Raw genomic sequence first — 15,411 nt, forward strand, 5'->3', positions numbered from 1 at the left:
GCACATGACGGTCTCGCCCGAAAGGCTCCCCCTGGCCGCCGAGTTCCCGGAAGCAACCCGTGAGCAATGGCAGCTCCTGGTCGAAGGTGTCCTGCGCAAGTCCGGCGCACCGGCGGCTGACGGTGCGTCGGCCGAGGACGCCCTCGCCACCGACATCGAGGACGGGCTGCGCGCCCGCCCGCTCTACACGGCCGAGGACACGGCGGCCGACCCCGGCCTCCCGGGCTTCGCGCCGTTCACCCGCGGCAGCCGGCCCCAGGGCGCGGTCGTCGGCGGCTGGGACGTGCGCCAGCGCCACGCCCACCCCGACCCCCGGTCGGCCAACGAGGCCGTGCTCGCCGATCTGGAACACGGCGTCAGCTCGGTCTGGCTGACCGTGGGCGAGGCGGGCCTGCCGGTGGACGGACTGGCCACCGCGCTGGACGGCGTCTACCTCGACCTGGCGCCGGTGGTGCTGGAGGCCGGGGCCGAGACCGCGGCCGCCGCCGAGCGGCTGTTCGCGCTGCACGCCGAGCGCGAGGTGCCCGCCGAGGCCGCCCGGGGCAACCTCGGCGCCGACCCGCTGGGCCTGCTGGCCCGCACCGGCCGGGACGACCGGACCGAGCAGCAGCTCGCCGAGGCCGCCGCGCTCGCCGTCCGCTGCGCCGCCGGCCACCCCGGCATCCGGGCGGTCACCGTGGACGCCCTGCCGTACCACGAGGCCGGCGCCTCCGCCGCCGAGGAGCTGGGCTGCTCGCTGGCCACCGGCGTCGCCTACCTGCGCACCCTCACCGCCGCCGGGCTCGACGTCGAGGCGGCCTGCGGCCAGCTGGAGTTCCGCTACGCCGCCACCGCCGACCAGTTCCTCACCATCGCCAAGTTCCGCGCCGCCCGCCGGCTCTGGGCCCGGGTGGCGCAGGTCGGCGGAGCCGCGCCCGCGGCCGCCGCGCAGCGCCAGCACGCCGTCACCTCCAGCGTGATGATGACCGAGCGCGACCCGTGGGTGAACATGCTGCGCACCACCGTCGCGGGCCTGGCGGCCGGCGTCGGCGGGGCGGACGCCGTCACCGTGCTGCCGTTCGACCACGCGCTCGGCCTGCCCGACGCCTTCGCCCGCCGGATCGCCCGCAACACCCAGGCGGTGCTGCTGGAGGAGTCGCACCTGGCCCGGGTGATCGACCCGGCCGGCGGCTCCTGGTACGTCGAGCAGCTGACCGAGGAGCTGGCCCGGTCCGCCTGGGCCTGGTTCCAGGAGATCGAGCGGGCCGGCGGCCAGCGCGCCGCCTTCACCGCCGGCCTGGTGCCCGAGCGGATCGCCGCCACCTGGGCCAAGCGCTCGGTGGCGCTGGCCCGCCGGCGCGAGCCGATCACCGGCGTCAGCGAGTACCCGAACCTGGCCGAGCAGCCGGTGGCCCGGCCCAGCGCCCCCGCCCCGCTGAGCGGCGGCCTGCCCCGGGTGCGCCGGGCCGAGGCCTTCGAGGCGCTGCGCAGCCGCTCGGACGCGGAACTCGCCGCCCACGGCGCCCGGCCCAAGGTCTTCCTCGCCTCGATCGGCCCGACCGCCGCGCACAGCGCCCGCACCTCCTTCGCCGCCAACCTGTTCCAGGCCGGCGGGATCGAGACCGTGGCCGCCGCCTCCGGCGAACCGGCCGAGCTGGCCGGGCAGTTCGCGGCCAGCGGCGCCACCGTCGCCTGCCTCTGCTCGAGCGACCCGCTGTACGCCGAGCACGCCGAGCGGGTGGCCGCCGAGCTGACGGCCGCCGGCGCCGCCAAGGTGCTGCTGGCCGGCCGCCCCGGCGACCAGCGCGAGGCCTACCAGCGGGCCGGCGTCGACGAGTTCGTCTACGCGGGCGGCGACGCGATCGCCGTCCTCACCTCGGTGCTGGACCTGATCATCAGTCAGAACGGAGCGGCGCAGTGATCCCCGACTTCACGCAGATCGGGCTCGACGACGAGGCCGCCGACACCGGGGCCACCGCCGAGCAGTGGCGGGCGGCCTGGGAGCAGGCCACCGGCAAGGCCGCCGAGGAACTGGTCTGGGACACCCCGGAGGGCATCGGCGTCAAGCCGCTGTACACCGCCGAGGACCTGGCCGGCGCCGACTTCCTGGACACGTACCCGGGCATCGCGCCCTACCTGCGCGGCCCGTACCCGACCATGTACGTCAACCAGCCGTGGACGATCCGGCAGTACGCCGGCTTCTCCACCGCCGAGGAGTCCAACGCCTTCTACCGCCGCAACCTGGCGGCCGGTCAGAAGGGCCTCTCGGTCGCCTTCGACCTGCCGACCCACCGCGGCTACGACAGCGACCACCCGCGGGTCACCGGCGACGTCGGCATGGCCGGCGTGGCCATCGACTCCATCTACGACATGCGCCAGCTGTTCGACGGCATCCCGCTGGACAGGATGTCGGTGTCGATGACCATGAACGGCGCCGTGCTGCCGGTGCTGGCGCTCTACATCGTGGCGGCCGAGGAGCAGGGGGTGCCGCCGGAGAAGCTGGCCGGGACCATCCAGAACGACATCCTCAAGGAGTTCATGGTCCGCAACACCTACATCTACCCGCCGCAGCCCTCGATGCGGATCATCTCCGACATCTTCGCGTACGCCTCGCAGAAGATGCCGCGGTACAACTCGATCTCCATCTCCGGCTACCACATCCAGGAGGCCGGGGCCACGGCCGACCTGGAGCTGGCCTACACGCTGGCCGACGGCGTGGAGTACCTGCGGGCCGGTCTCGCGGCCGGGATGGACGTGGACGCCTTCGCGCCGCGGCTGTCGTTCTTCTGGGCGATCGGCATGAACTTCTTCATGGAGATCGCCAAGCTGCGCGCGGCCCGGCTGCTCTGGGCCAAGCTGGTCGCCCAGTTCGAGCCGAAGAACCCCAAGTCGCTCTCGCTGCGCACCCACTCGCAGACCTCCGGCTGGTCGCTGACCGCCCAGGACGTCTTCAACAACGTCACCCGCACCTGCGTGGAGGCGATGGCCGCCACCCAGGGCCACACCCAGTCGCTGCACACCAACGCGCTGGACGAGGCGCTGGCGCTGCCCACCGACTTCTCCGCCCGGATCGCCCGCAACACCCAGATCCTGCTCCAGCAGGAGTCCGGCACCACCCGGGTGATCGACCCCTGGGGCGGCAGCGCCTACGTGGAGAAGCTGACCCAGGACCTGGCCGAGCGCGCCTGGCAGCACATCCAGGAGGTGGAGGCGGCCGGCGGCATGGCCAAGGCGATCGACGCCGGCATCCCCAAGCTGCGGGTGGAGGAGGCCGCCGCCCGCACCCAGGCCCGGATCGACTCCGGCCGCCAGCCGGTGATCGGCGTCAACAAGTACCAGGTCGCCAGCGACGAGCAGATCGAGGTGCTCAAGGTCGACAACTCGGCCGTGCGCACCCAGCAGATCGAGAAGCTGCGCCGGCTGCGCGCCGAGCGCGACGAGCAGGCCTGCCAGGCGGCGCTGGCCGCGCTGACCGCCTCCGCCGAGCGCGGCGCGGCCAACGACGGCTCGCTGGACGGCAACCTGCTCGCCCTCGCGGTGGACGCCGCCCGGGCGATGGCCACCGTCGGCGAGATCTCGGACGCGCTGGAGAAGGTGTACGGCCGCCACTCCGGCCAGATCCGTACCATTACCGGCGTGTACCGAGACGAAGCCGGCCCCTCCAGCGCCGTCGAGCGCACCCGCGCCCTGGTCGAGGCCTTCGAGCGCGCCGAGGGCCGCCGCCCCCGGATCCTGGTCGCCAAGATGGGCCAGGACGGCCACGACCGCGGCCAGAAGGTGATCGCCACCGCCTTCGCCGACCTCGGCTTCACGGTGGACGTCGGCCCGCTCTTCCAGACCCCGGCCGAGGTCGCCCGTCAGGCCGTCGAGGCCGACGTGCACATCGTCGGCGTCAACTCGCTGGCCGCCGGGCACCTCACCCTGGTGCCGGCGCTGCGGGCCGAACTGGCCGCGGCGGGCCGGGAGGACATCACCATCGTGGTCGGCGGGGTGATCCCCCCGCAGGACTTCGAGGCGCTGCGCGAGGCCGGCGCCGCCGCCGTCTTCCCGCCCGGCACGGTGATCCCGGAGGCCGCCCACGACCTGCTGACGGCGCTGGCCGCCGAGCTCGGTCTGGAACTCTGAGGCGCCGATGGCCCGCGTGATCGACCTCGACCAGTACGTCCAGGGCGTCCTCGACGGCTCGCGCGCGTACATCGCGCGGGCCATCACCCTCGTCGAATCCAGTCGGCCCGACCACCGGGAGCTCGCCCAGCGGCTGCTGGTGGAGCTGCTGCCGCACTCCGGCAAGGCGGTGCGGGTCGGCATCACCGGCGTCCCCGGTGTCGGCAAGTCCACCTTCATCGAAGGCCTGGGCACCATGCTCACCGGGCAGGGCCACCGGGTCGCGGTGCTCGCCGTCGACCCCACCTCCAGCCGGACCGGCGGCTCCATCCTGGGCGACAAGACCCGGATGGAGCGGCTGGCCGTCGACCCGAACGCCTTCGTCCGCCCCTCGCCGACCGCCGGCACGCTCGGCGGCGTCGCCCGGGCCACCCGGGAGTCCATGGTGGTGATGGAGGCCGCCGGCTACGACGTGGTGCTGGTGGAGACCGTCGGGGTCGGGCAGTCGGAGACCACCGTGGCCAACATGGTGGACACCTTCCTGCTGCTCACCCTGGCCCGCACCGGCGACCAGCTGCAGGGCATCAAGAAGGGCGTGCTGGAGCTGGCCGACCTGATCGCCGTCAACAAGGCGGACGGCGAGTACGAGCTCGCGGCCCGCGGCGCCGCCCGCGAACTGGCCGGCGCGCTGCGGCTGCTGCGGGCGCCGGACGCCGCCTGGACCCCGCCGGTGCTCACCTGCAGCGGCCGGGAGGGCAAGGACCTGGACACCGTCTGGGACCGGGTCCAGCAGCACCGGGCGATCCTCGACGGGACCGGCGCGCTGGCCGCCCGGCGGCGCGACCAGCAGGTGGACTGGACCTGGGCGATGGTCCGGGACCAGCTGCTCGCCGCGCTGCACGAGCACCCCGTGGTGCGGCGGATCGCGCCGGAGCTGGAGCGCGAGGTCCGGGCCGGCACCCTGACGGCGACGCTGGCCGCCGACCGGATCCTGGCCGGATTCCGCTCCGAGCCCCCGGCCTGAGGGCCTGCTGACGGCACTTCGGAAGCATTTCGATAACGAAGTGTCAAGATCCTTTCCAGCCGCTTTCGAAGACTCCCGATCAGGCCCATACTGTCCCGCGCGGCCCCGCGCGCGCGACAGGGCCAGACCGGACCCGGCGCGCCCGAGCCGTGAAAGCTGGGGGAATCGAGTTCCATGGTTGTCGGAATCGTCGTCGCCGTCGTGGTGGTCCTGCTGCTCTGGCTGGCCACCGGCGTGCGGGTGGTTCAGCAGTACGAGCGCGGAGTGGTGTTCCGGCTCGGCCGGGTGCGCGGCCGGGTCCGCCAGCCGGGCCTGACCCTGCTGGTGCCGGTCCTCGACCGGATGCGCAAGGTCAACGTCCAGACGGTCACCATGCCGGTGCCCGCCCAGGAGGGCATCACCAAGGACAACGTCTCGGTCCGGGTCGACGCGGTGCTCTACTTCCGCGTGGTCGAGGCGGTCCGGGCCACCGTGGAGGTGCAGAACTACGCCTTCGCGATGCTGCAGCTGGCGCAGACCTCGCTGCGCTCCACCATCGGCAAGAGCGAGCTGGACGACCTGCTCTCCGGCCGGGAGAACCTGCACCACGGCCTGGAGGTGATGCTGGAGACCGCGGCCGCCGCCTGGGGCGTGCACATCGACCGGGTGGAGATCAAGGACGTCACCCTGCCCGACTCGATGAAGCGCTCGATGGCCCGGCAGGCCGAGGCCGACCGCGAGCGGCGGGCCCGGATCATCACCGCCGACGGCGAGTTCCAGGCCGCCACCAAGCTGGCCGAGGCGGCCGCCCGGATGGCCGAGAACCCGGCGGCGATGCAGCTGCGCCTGCTGCAGACGGTGGTCGAGGTGGCGGCGGAGAAGAACTCCACGCTGGTGCTGCCGTTCCCGGTGGAGCTGCTGCGGTTCTTCGACTCGCGCAGCGGCGGTGCCGAGGCGGCGCCGGCGCAGGCGTCGGCGTCGGCGCCGGCCGAGACGGTGATCCCGGCGCAGGGGCCGGCCACCGGCGCCTGAGCCCGCGTCACCCGAGGAGCCGGCCGCTGCGGTGGCCGGCTCCTCCGCGTTCGGTGGAGGCGGGCTTCGGAGGCGGGCTTTGGAGGCGGTTTAGCGCGGGGCCGGATACTCCGGGGTGCCACCCACTCACGGGAGACGACACCCATGTACCGCGTTCTGTACGCCGTGGCCCGGCGCTGTGCCCGGCGGCTGCTGGCGGAGCTGGTCGCCTTCGGGCTGCTCTGGATGCACGTGCCCGACCCGCCCGCGCCGGCCGGCTCGGGGCCCGGGCCCCGGCACCCCGAGCGGCTCTGCCCTGAGGTGCCGCTGTCGGCGGTCGAGCTGCAGCTGGCGCGGGAGCTGGGGCTGCTGCCGTACCGCACCGGTTAGGGAGTGACGGTCCAGCCGCCGGTGGTCAGGTGGCGGGACAGCTCGGCCGTGGTGTCACGGGGGACCAGGAGGTCGACCTGGCCCTGACGGGCGGTCGGGGCGTGCTCGATCCGGATGTCCTCGATGTTGACGCCGAGTTCGCCGACCGCGGCGAAGAGGCGGGCCAGTGCGCCCGGGCGGTCGGAGATGGTGACCCGGACGGTGGCCGGGGCGGTGTCCGGGGCGACCCGGGTGCGGCCCTGGTCGCCGCTGCCCAGCAGGTCGTCGAGCTCGTCCATGGCCAGCTTGCGGGCGGTGTCCGAATCGCCGGCCAGGGCGCGCAGGGCGCTGATGGTGGCGTCCAGGTCGGTGGCGTAGTCGGCCAGCACGTCGGCGACGGCGTCCGAGTTGGCGTGCAGGATGTCCCGCCAGGGGACCGGGTCGCCGGCCGAGACCCGGGTCAGGTCGCGCAGGCCCTGGCCCGCCACCCGCATGCTCGACTCGGCGGCGTGCTCCAGCCGGGCCGCCATCAGGGCGGAGATCAGGTGCGGGGCGTGCGAGGTGAGGGCCACCGCGCGGTCGTGGTCGGCGGCGTCCATCACCACCGGGGTGGCCCCGCACATGGTGACCAGCTCCAGCGCCCGGTTGAGCGCCATCGGGGCCGTGCGGTCCGAGGGGGTCAGCACCCAGGGGTGGCCCTCGAACAGGTCGGCCCGGCCGGCCAGCGGGCCGGAGCGGGCGGGCGTGGTGAGCGGGTGGCCGCCGATGTAGCCGACCGGGTCGGCGCCGGCCGAACTCACCTCGTCGTGCGGCAGCGCCTTCACGCTGGCCACGTCGGTGTAGGTGCGGGCCAGCCCGCTGCGCTGGGCCAGGGCCAGCGCCCCCGCCACCTGGGCCGGGGGCACGGCCAGCACCGCCAGGTCCACCGGTCCGTCCGGGAGCTCCAGCGAGCCCGCGCCCATCGCCTCGGCGGTGCGGACGGCCGTGCTGCTGACGTCCTGGAGGTGGACCGACACGCCCTGCCGGACCAGCGCCAGGGCGACGGAGGTCCCTATCGCGCCGGTACCCACGACGGCCGCGCTTCTCATACCGCGATCTCCCGGAGTCGGTGAACGGTGAGCTGGTGCCGGGCCGGTGGTCCCGCGCTCCTGATCCTATGGGGCCCGCCACGGTTTTCCCAACCAGCCAAGAGTGAACGGGAATTGACGATCGTGGCAAGCGACCGCCGATTTCCTGACGGTGCGTCGGCGATCGGGTGGGGAGAGAAATGGCGGGCCGATTGCCGGAAGGCGGGGAAATGCGGCCGCACCTGGGCATGGCGCCCGTTCAACCGGGTACCGAACGGCGGTTGAACGCGCTGGTCGAACGGTGGATCGGCGGCCGCCCGCCGGCCTACGGTGGGGGCGTCCATGTCCTGTTCCGGCAAGGCGGTTGGTGCTGGTCCGATCCACCGGCGGACGGCGGCCGGCGCGATATCCCGTGCCGTTGATGAACCGCGGGTCGGGCGCGGAGCGCTCCGCACCCGACCCGCGGCTCGTCCAGGTCCGGTCGGTCTAGGATCGCCTCATGTCTGTGACGATGGACGACGTGCAGCGGTTCGAGGCCTTCCGGCCACGCCTGGAGGCCATCGCCTACCGGCTGCTCGGCTCCTCGAGCGAGGCCGAGGACGCCGCGCAGGAGACCTACCTGCGCTGGCAGGCCGCCGACACCGGGCTGATCGAGGTCCCGGAGGCCTGGCTGACCAAGGTGGTCACCAACCTCTGCCTCAACCAGCTCGGTTCGGCCCGGGCACGGCGCGAGACCTACGTGGGCCAGTGGCTGCCCGAGCCGCTGCTCGCGGGGGACCCGATGCTCGGCCCGCTGGACACCGCCGAGCAGCGCGAATCCGTCTCCTACGCCGTGCTGGTGCTGCTGGAGCGGCTGACCCCCGCCGAGCGGGCGGTCTACGTGCTGCGCGAGGCGTTCGACTACCCGCACCGGGAGATCGCGCAGATCCTGGACATCTCCGAGGCCGCCAGCCAACAGCTGCTGCACCGGGCGAAGAAGCACGTCGCCCAGGGCAGGGTGCGGGCCGAAGTCGAGGCGGCCACCGCCCGGCGAGTGGTCGAGGAGTTCCTGGCCGCCGCCACCAGCGGCCGGACCGAGCCGCTGGTGCGGCTGCTCACCGAGGACGTGGAGGCGATCGGCGACGGCGGCGGGAAGATCCCGGCCCGGGCCAGGGCGGTCCAGGGTGCGCTGGAGGTAGCGAAGTTCATGCGCGGCCTGTTCAAGCCGAGCCCGGCCAAGCTGGGGCTGGTGGGCGGCGCGGTCGAGTTCCACCTGGCCGCCGCCAACGACCGGCCCGCCCTGGTGGCGGTGGTCGACGGCCGGGTGGTCGGCGTGATGTGCCTGGAGATCAGCGCCGGGGGCATCGCCGCGTTCCGCAACCAGGTGAACCCCGACAAGCTGGAGCGGGCCACCGGGATCTGGGCCGCCACCGAGCACGATGAGCCGCTGGCGACCCTGGGCTGATCCGTGTGACGCAGGTCACTTCCTGCTCCTGTCAGGGAACGGCGGGCCGTCCGGTTCAGAGGACGACACCGCGAAAGACAGGAGCAGGATCATGCAGCACCGCGTCATCGTCCTCGGAGCCGGATACGCCGGAGCGGTCGCCGCCGGGCGGCTCGCCAAGCGCCTGCACCGCCAGGACGTCGCCATCACCCTGGTCAACGCCGAGCCCGACTTCGTCGAGCGGGTCCGGATGCACCAGCTGGCCGTCGGCCAGGAGCTCAGGACCCGCCGGTTCAGCGAGATGTTCGCGGGCACCGAGGTCGAGCTGAAGCTCGCCCGGGTCACCGCGGTCGACGCCGACCGCCGCACCGTCGCCCTCGCGGGCCCGGACGGCGGCGTGGAGGAGCTGGCCTACGACACCCTGGTCTACGCCCTGGGCAGCAGTTGGAACGACCACGGCGTGCCCGGCGCCGCCGAGCACGCCTACCAGATCGCCGGCCGGGCCGGCGCGCTGCGGCTGCGCGAGCGGCTGGCGGGCCTGGCGGCCGGCGAGCCCGTGGTGGTGGTCGGCGGCGGCCTGACCGGGCTGGAGGCGGCGACCGAGATCGCCGAGGCCCGCCCCGACCTCGAGGTCGCGATCGCCGCCCGCGGCGGACTCGGGGACTGGCTCGGCCCCAAGGGCCGGCAGCACCTGCGCAAGGTCGTCGACCGGCTGGCGATCACCGTGCACGAGCACACCGCCGTCACCGCGGTCGCGGCGGACCGGGTCGGCACTGCCGACGGCAGCGGGCTCCCGAGCGCGGCCACCGTGTGGAGCACCGGGTTCGCCGTCCACCCGATCGCCGCGGCCAGCGGCCTGGAGGTCGCCGAGGACGGCCGGATCGCGGTGGACCCGACGATGCGCTCCGTCTCCCACCCCGAGGTCTACGCCATCGGCGACGCCGCGCTGGCGATCGGCCCCGGCGGCAGGCCGCTGCGGATGTCCTGCGCCTCCGGCGTGCCCACCGCCTGGCAGGCCGCCGACGCCATCGCGGCCCGGCTGACCGGCGGCAAGCTCCCCAGGACGCCGATCCGCTACTTCAACCAGTGCGTCTCGCTGGGCCGCAAGGACGGCGTGATCCAGTACGTCACCGCCGACGACCGGGCCCTGGGCGCCGCGCTGACCGGCCGGCTGGCCGCCGTCTACAAGGAGTTGGTCTGCAAGGGCGCCGCCTGGGGCGTCGCCAACCCGACCATGGGCGTGCCGGTCCGGCGCCGCCGCACCACCGGGGAGCCGGCCCGCTCCGCGCAGGCCGCCGGCGCGACGGCCTGACGCGGGCCCCGGGCCGGTCAGCCCCGGCGCTCCAGCCGGCCCGCCAGGGTGGAGAGCGCCGTGTTGATCAGCACGAAGCAGGCCGCGGCGACCAGGTAGGTGGGCAGCACGGTGTGGTAGTACTCGCCCAGCACCTGTGCCTTGTGCAGCAGTTCGAGGTAGCTGACGACGTAGCCCAGGGTGGAGTCCTTGAGCAGCCGGACCAGCTGGCTGACCAGGGTCGGCACCAGCCGGCGGACCGCCTGCGGGATCACCACCCAGGCCATCGCCTGCCAGTAGGTCATGCCGAGGCTGTGGGCGGCCTCGGACTGGCCGCGGTCCAGGGCCAGCACGCCGGCCCGGAAGATCTCGCTGAACACCGCCGCGTTGCCCAGCACGATCGGGATGACCAGCTGCCAGAAGACCGGGAAGGTCAGCCCGGCCCGGGGCAGCCCGAAGAGGAAGGCGTAGAGCAGGAGCAGCAGCGGCACCGCCCGGAACAGCTCCGCGTAGCAGCGGGCCAGCGCCCGGGCCGGGCGGTTGCGGCTCAGCCGGACCAGCGCGACCGACGCGCCCAGTGGCAGCGCCAGTCCGGCCGCGACCGCGGTCACCAGCAGGGTCTTCTCGACGCCGTCGAGCAGGAACCGGATGATCGGCCACTCGGTGAACATCCGCCACTGACCGGCGGCCAGCTGGCCGTGCCGCTCGAACTGCCAGAGGGCCAGCGCGAGCAGGGCGGCGAGCAGCCCGGCGGAGAGGACGGTGGCGAGCAGGATCCGGCGCCGGCCGCGCGGGCCGGGGGTGTCGAACAGCTGGTACTCGTCCTGCCGTCGCCCGCTCACCGGGTGATCGCCACCTTCCGCTCGATCCGGCCGGCGATCAGGCCGGAGCCGAGGGTGATCACCACGTAGACCGCGGTGGTCACCGCGAAACTGGTCAGCGGGTTGTCGTACTTGAGCGTCACCAGCTGGGCCTGGCCGGTGAGTTCGGGCACCCCGACGGCGGCGGAGAGCGAGCTGCCGAGCGCCAGGCCGATGAAGACGCTGCCCAGCGGCTGCACCATCGAGCGCAGCGCCTGCGGGATCACCACATGGCGCAGGCACTGGGTGAAGGTCAGACCGAGGGCGCGGGCCGCCTCGATCTGCCCGCGCGGCACCGTGCGCACGCCCGAGCGCACCACCTCGCAGACGAAGGCCGCCCAGTAGAGCGCCATGGTCAGCGCCACGGTGGTGAACAGCGGGTAGAGCAGCCCGACTTCGGGCATCCCGAAGACGAACAGCACCAGCAGCACCAGCAGCGGGACGTTGCGGAACACCGTGACGTAGACCGCGCCGGCCCAGCGCAGCGGGGGCACCGGGCTGATCCGGCAGACCGCCAGCAGCACTCCCAGCAGCAGCGCGCCCGCGCTCGCCAGCGCGGTCATCTCCAGGGTGGTCAGCAGGCCGTGGGCGAGCTGCCCGAGCACTCCCGTCGGCGGCACCGGGCTCAGCTCCCGGCCACCGAGCCGATGGCGGGCGGCGTCGGCGCGTCACCGGTCAGGGTGGTGCCGATGGTCGCCTTCCACAGCTTGGCCCACTCGCCGTCCGACTCGATCAGCTTCAGCCAGTTGTTCACGAACTCCTTCATGGCGGGGGAGTCGAGCGGCACCCCGATGCCGTAGGGCTCGTTGGTGAACGGCTCGCCGACCACCTTGACGGCCTTGTCCCGGGCCGCGTCGCCCAGCAGCAGCGCCTGGTCCAGCACGTAGGCGTCGGTGCGGCCCTGCTCCACCGCCTGCTGGCACTCGGCGTTGGTCTGGAAGAGCACCACCTTGGCGCTCGGCGCGAACTGCTTGATGTCGTTGGCGGCGGTCGAACTGGTCTCGGTGCAGACCGACTTGCCGTTCAGGTCGGCGGCCTTGGTGATGCCGGTGTCGGAGGCCTTGACCAGGATGGCGTCGCCGGAGGAGTAGTACGGGCCGGCGAAGGCGACCTTCTGGGCCCGGGCCGGGGTGATCGTGTAGGTGGCCAGCACGGTGTCCACCGTGCCGTTCTGCAGGAGGACTTCGCGGGTGGTGACGTCCACCTGGACCCGGTTGGTGGTGGGCTTGCCGATGATGTACTTGGCGAGCATGTCGGCCAGGCCGGCGTCGAAGCCGGTCACCTTGCCGCTGACCGGGTCCTTGAGGGCGAACAGGGCGGCGGCGTCGGTGCCGCCGACGTTCAGGGTGCCGCGGGCCTTGATCGCGGCCATCGGGCTGCCGGCCGGGATGTCCGAGGCGGCGGCCACCGGCGCGGCGTCGATCACCTGCTGGTAGCTCTCGGCCGAGGCCGTGCCGGACCCGCTGGAGCCGGCCGGCGGCGGCAGGGTGCCGGAGGAGCCGCAGGCGGTCAGGCCGGCCGCGAGGGCGGTGGTGAGCAGCAGCGCCGGGACGGTGAGCGAGGAGCGAGGGGTCATGCGGGAGCCTCCCTGCGGTCGTGGGCGGAGGGTGCGTCGAACGGTGCGTCAGGGTGCGTCAGTGCCGGAGGATCTTGGCGAGGAAGTCGCGGGCGCGCTCGGTGGCCGGGCGCTCGAAGAAGGCGTCGGGCGTTGCGGTCTCCAGGATCCGGCCCTGGTCCAGGAAGGCGACCCGGTCCGCGGCGCGCCGGGCGAAGCCCATCTCATGGGTCACCACCAGCATGGTCATGCCCTCGGCGGCCAGCTCGGACATCACCTCCAGCACCTCGCCGATCATCTCCGGATCGAGCGCGGAGGTCGGCTCGTCGAACAGCAGCAGCCGCGGATCCATCGCCAGCGCCCGGGCGATCGCGACCCGCTGCTGCTGGCCGCCGGAGAGCTGGGCCGGGTGGGCGGCGGCCTTGTCGGCCAGCCCGACCCGGTCCAGCAGCTCCCGGGCCCGCGCCTCGGCCCGCTCGCGCGGCAGCCGGCGCACCCGGAGCGGGGCGAGCGTGATGTTCTCCAGCACGGTGCGGTGGGCGAACAGGTTGAAGGACTGGAAGACCATGCCCACCTGGGCGCGCAGCCGGGCGAGTTCGCGCCCCTCGGCGGGGATCGGCACGCCGTCCAGGGTGATCTCGCCGGAGTCGACGGTCTCCAGCCGGTTCACGCAGCGGCAGAGCGTGGACTTGCCCGAGCCCGAGGCGCCCAGCAGCACCACCACCTCGCCGGCCGCCACCTCGAGGTCCACATCGCGCAGCACGTGCGCCGGCCCGTAGTGCTTGTTGACGCCGCTGAGCCGCAACAGCGCCGCCGCACCGCCTGGTTCACCCGTCTCGGACACCTCGCACCCCGTCCCGCCCGCGGTTCCGGCCCGCGGGTCGCGGGGCCGGACCGGGTACCTACCCACAACGGGGCGCCACCAAGGCGGCGATGAGAGACCGTTATGTCGAGGGAGCGTCAGGAGTCGGGCTTCAGGCCGTCATCAGGGCGGTGATCTCCTTGGCGAGCTGCGGGCCGAGGGCGCCCCAGCCCTCCTTGTAGCCGTAGACGCCGGCCAGGGAGCGGGCCTCGTAGTCGCCATTCATGATCTCCACGTCGTCCGGGCTGATCAGGCCCGGGTGGGCGACGCCGACGGCGGAGGAGACCTTGAGCAGCTCGTGGCGCAGGGTGCGCAGGTAGACGGCGGCGCGGGTGGACTTGGAGGCCGGGTCGAGGCCGCGGGCCAGCCAGGCGTTCTGGGTGGCGATGCCGGTGGGGCACTTGTCGGTGTGGCACTTCTGGGCCTGGATGCAGCCGATCGACAGCATCGCCTCGCGGGCCACGTTGACCATGTCGGCGCCCAGCGCGAAGGCCACCGCCGCGTTGTCCGGCAGGCCGAGCTTGCCGGAGCCGATGAAGGTCAGCTCGTCGGTCAGCCCCAGCTCGGCGAAGGTGCCGTAGACCCGGGAGAAGCCCATCCGGAACGGCAGCGCCACCGAGTCGGCGAACATCCGCGGCGCCGCGCCGGTGCCGCCCTCGCCGCCGTCGACGGTGACGAAGTCGACGCCGCGGTCCCCGCGCGCCATCAGGGCGGCCAGCTCCTGCCAGAAGCCCAGCTCGCCGACCGCGCTCTTGACCCCGACCGGCAGCCCGGTCTCGGCGGCCAGCAGCTCCACGAAGTCGAGCATCGAGTCGACGTCGCCGAAGGCGGTGTGCCGCGAGGGCGAGGCGCAGTCCCGGCCGACCGGGATGCCGCGGATCGCCGCGATCTCCTCGGTCACCTTCGCGCCCGGCAGCATCCCGCCCAGGCCGGGCTTGGCGCCCTGCGAGAGCTTGATCTCTATCGCCCTGACCGGCGCGCTCGCCACCACGTCCTTGAGCTTGGCGAGGTTGAAGCTGCCGTCCTCGTTGCGGCAGCCGAAGTACGCCGTGCCGAGCTGCAGCACCAGGTCGCCGCCGTTGCGGTGGTGCGGGGAGAGGCCGCCCTCGCCGGTGTTGTGCAGGGCGCCGGCCTGCGCCGCGCCCTTGTTGAGCGCCGAGATCGCCGCGCCGGAGAGCGAGCCGAAGCTCATCGCGGAGACGTTGACCACGCTGGCCGGCCGGAACGCCCCGGCCCGGCCGCGCGGCCCGCCCAGCACCTTGGCGGAGGGCAGCGGCGCCTGCGGGTCGTGCGCGTCGGGCAGCGGGCCGGCGAAGGTGCGCTGCTTGAGGTAGGCGTGGCCCTGCACGTGCGCGACGTCGACCTCGGTGCCGAAGCCGGAGTAGTTGTTCTCCTGCTTCGCCGAGGCGTAGATCCAGCTGCGCTGGTCCCGGCTGAAGGGGCGCTCCTCCTCGTTGGAGGTCACGATGTACTGCCGCAGCTCGGGCCCGATCGTCTCCAGCAGGTACCGGGCGTGCCCGACCACCGGGAAGTTGCGCAGCAGTGCGTGCCGCTTCTGCAGCAGGTCGCGGGCGGCAAGGACCGCCACCGCCGTCGCGGCGACCGCGCCGATCTTCCGGGCGTGCATGAACGTTCCTCCTGGGTGCACGGCGGCCGCCCTCGTGGGGCGCTGCCGTGGTGCTCTGGTGCCTGGTCCGTCGTGGCGCGGGCGACGGCCGCGGCCGATCGGGCACCGGCGTCCCCTGGGAAGTGCGCCTCGATAGTAGGAGGCGCCCCGGGCGGGTCGGCGGCCAGGGTGGGCGGCCAGGGTCGGGCCCGGGGCCGCGGCGGGGGCCGGGGGAGGCCGGACGGTACGTCAGAAGGCGGCGGCCGGTGCTCTGGTAGGGT

The 15,411-nt window shown here is 73.7% G+C and carries 13 protein-coding genes; 7 read left to right on the forward strand and 6 right to left on the reverse strand.

Features of this window, described 5'->3' with window-relative positions; translation table 11 throughout:
* Positions 1-4: 4 nt before the first annotated feature.
* The 5 genes from ACFYNO_RS28640 to ACFYNO_RS28660 all read left to right on the forward strand — a co-directional run bounded on the left by ACFYNO_RS28640 (position 5) and on the right by ACFYNO_RS28660 (position 6,487).
* The gene (locus tag ACFYNO_RS28640; protein ID WP_388018667.1) at positions 5-1,900 is read left to right on the forward strand and encodes a methylmalonyl-CoA mutase family protein; all 1,896 of its coding nucleotides are present in this window, start codon (positions 5-7) and stop codon (positions 1,898-1,900) included.
* Positions 1,897-4,104, forward strand: coding sequence for a methylmalonyl-CoA mutase (scpA, locus tag ACFYNO_RS28645; RefSeq protein ID WP_388018670.1), 2,208 nt, complete (start codon positions 1,897-1,899; stop codon positions 4,102-4,104). Before ACFYNO_RS28640 ends, scpA begins: the two co-directional genes overlap by 4 nt.
* A gap of 7 nt (positions 4,105-4,111) precedes the next feature.
* Complete coding sequence (gene meaB, locus ACFYNO_RS28650) at positions 4,112-5,107, forward strand: methylmalonyl Co-A mutase-associated GTPase MeaB (protein WP_388018673.1); 996 nt, start codon at positions 4,112-4,114, stop codon at positions 5,105-5,107.
* Between the two features lie 174 nt (positions 5,108-5,281).
* On the forward strand, positions 5,282-6,118 hold the full coding sequence (locus ACFYNO_RS28655; protein WP_388018676.1) for a slipin family protein: 837 nt from the start codon (positions 5,282-5,284) through the stop codon (positions 6,116-6,118).
* A 144-nt stretch (positions 6,119-6,262) separates the two neighbouring features.
* Positions 6,263-6,487, forward strand: coding sequence for a DUF6059 family protein (locus ACFYNO_RS28660; RefSeq protein ID WP_388018679.1), 225 nt, complete (start codon positions 6,263-6,265; stop codon positions 6,485-6,487).
* Here the strand turns inward: ACFYNO_RS28660 and ACFYNO_RS28665 are convergent.
* Complete coding sequence (locus tag ACFYNO_RS28665) at positions 6,484-7,554, reverse strand: prephenate dehydrogenase (protein WP_388018682.1); 1,071 nt, start codon at positions 7,552-7,554, stop codon at positions 6,484-6,486. The genes ACFYNO_RS28660 and ACFYNO_RS28665 overlap by 4 nt on opposite strands.
* 478 nt (positions 7,555-8,032) lie before the next feature.
* Here ACFYNO_RS28665 and ACFYNO_RS28670 point away from each other — a divergent pair, with 478 nt between their 5' ends.
* On the forward strand, positions 8,033-8,977 hold the full coding sequence (locus ACFYNO_RS28670; RefSeq protein ID WP_388018685.1) for an RNA polymerase sigma-70 factor: 945 nt from the start codon (positions 8,033-8,035) through the stop codon (positions 8,975-8,977).
* Positions 8,978-9,068: 91 nt separating this feature from the next.
* The gene (locus ACFYNO_RS28675; protein WP_388018688.1) at positions 9,069-10,268 is read left to right on the forward strand and encodes an NAD(P)/FAD-dependent oxidoreductase; all 1,200 of its coding nucleotides are present in this window, start codon (positions 9,069-9,071) and stop codon (positions 10,266-10,268) included.
* Between the two features lie 17 nt (positions 10,269-10,285).
* On the opposite strand, the gene ACFYNO_RS28680 is transcribed toward ACFYNO_RS28675, so the two are convergent.
* From ACFYNO_RS28680 to ACFYNO_RS28700, 5 genes are all read right to left on the reverse strand, one after another.
* The gene (locus tag ACFYNO_RS28680) at positions 10,286-11,089 is read right to left on the reverse strand and encodes an amino acid ABC transporter permease (protein ID WP_388018691.1); all 804 of its coding nucleotides are present in this window, start codon (positions 11,087-11,089) and stop codon (positions 10,286-10,288) included.
* Positions 11,086-11,727, reverse strand: coding sequence for an amino acid ABC transporter permease (locus ACFYNO_RS28685; protein WP_388018694.1), 642 nt, complete (start codon positions 11,725-11,727; stop codon positions 11,086-11,088). Before ACFYNO_RS28685 ends, ACFYNO_RS28680 begins: the two co-directional genes overlap by 4 nt.
* Positions 11,728-11,732: 5 nt before the next feature.
* A complete protein-coding gene (locus ACFYNO_RS28690; protein WP_388018697.1) occupies positions 11,733-12,683 on the reverse strand; it encodes a glutamate ABC transporter substrate-binding protein in 951 nt (316 codons plus the stop codon).
* Positions 12,684-12,741: 58 nt separating this feature from the next.
* A complete protein-coding gene (locus tag ACFYNO_RS28695; RefSeq protein ID WP_388018700.1) occupies positions 12,742-13,506 on the reverse strand; it encodes an amino acid ABC transporter ATP-binding protein in 765 nt (254 codons plus the stop codon).
* A gap of 130 nt (positions 13,507-13,636) precedes the next feature.
* Positions 13,637-15,151, reverse strand: a complete 1,515-nt coding sequence (locus ACFYNO_RS28700) for an FMN-binding glutamate synthase family protein (protein ID WP_388018703.1) — start codon at positions 15,149-15,151, stop codon at positions 13,637-13,639.
* Between the last annotated feature and the right edge of the window lie 260 nt (positions 15,152-15,411).

Source organism: Kitasatospora sp. NPDC006697 (assembly GCF_042869935.1).
Lineage (GTDB): Bacteria > Actinomycetota > Actinomycetes > Streptomycetales > Streptomycetaceae > Kitasatospora.

Bases quoted from the DNA above. Each gene is read 5' to 3' on its own strand.
- ACFYNO_RS28640 (WP_388018667.1), top strand. From the start codon at position 5: ATGACGGTCTCGCCCGAAAGGCTCCCCCTGGCCGCCGAGTTCCCGGAA.
- meaB (WP_388018673.1), top strand. From the start codon at position 4,112: ATGGCCCGCGTGATCGACCTCGACCAGTACGTCCAGGGCGTCCTCGAC.
- ACFYNO_RS28655 (WP_388018676.1), top strand. From the start codon at position 5,282: ATGGTTGTCGGAATCGTCGTCGCCGTCGTGGTGGTCCTGCTGCTCTGG.
- ACFYNO_RS28660 (WP_388018679.1), top strand. From the start codon at position 6,263: ATGTACCGCGTTCTGTACGCCGTGGCCCGGCGCTGTGCCCGGCGGCTG.
- ACFYNO_RS28665 (WP_388018682.1), bottom strand. From the start codon at position 7,554: ATGAGAAGCGCGGCCGTCGTGGGTACCGGCGCGATAGGGACCTCCGTC.
- ACFYNO_RS28670 (WP_388018685.1), top strand. From the start codon at position 8,033: ATGTCTGTGACGATGGACGACGTGCAGCGGTTCGAGGCCTTCCGGCCA.
- ACFYNO_RS28675 (WP_388018688.1), top strand. From the start codon at position 9,069: ATGCAGCACCGCGTCATCGTCCTCGGAGCCGGATACGCCGGAGCGGTC.
- ACFYNO_RS28690 (WP_388018697.1), bottom strand. From the start codon at position 12,683: ATGACCCCTCGCTCCTCGCTCACCGTCCCGGCGCTGCTGCTCACCACC.
- ACFYNO_RS28700 (WP_388018703.1), bottom strand. From the start codon at position 15,151: ATGCACGCCCGGAAGATCGGCGCGGTCGCCGCGACGGCGGTGGCGGTC.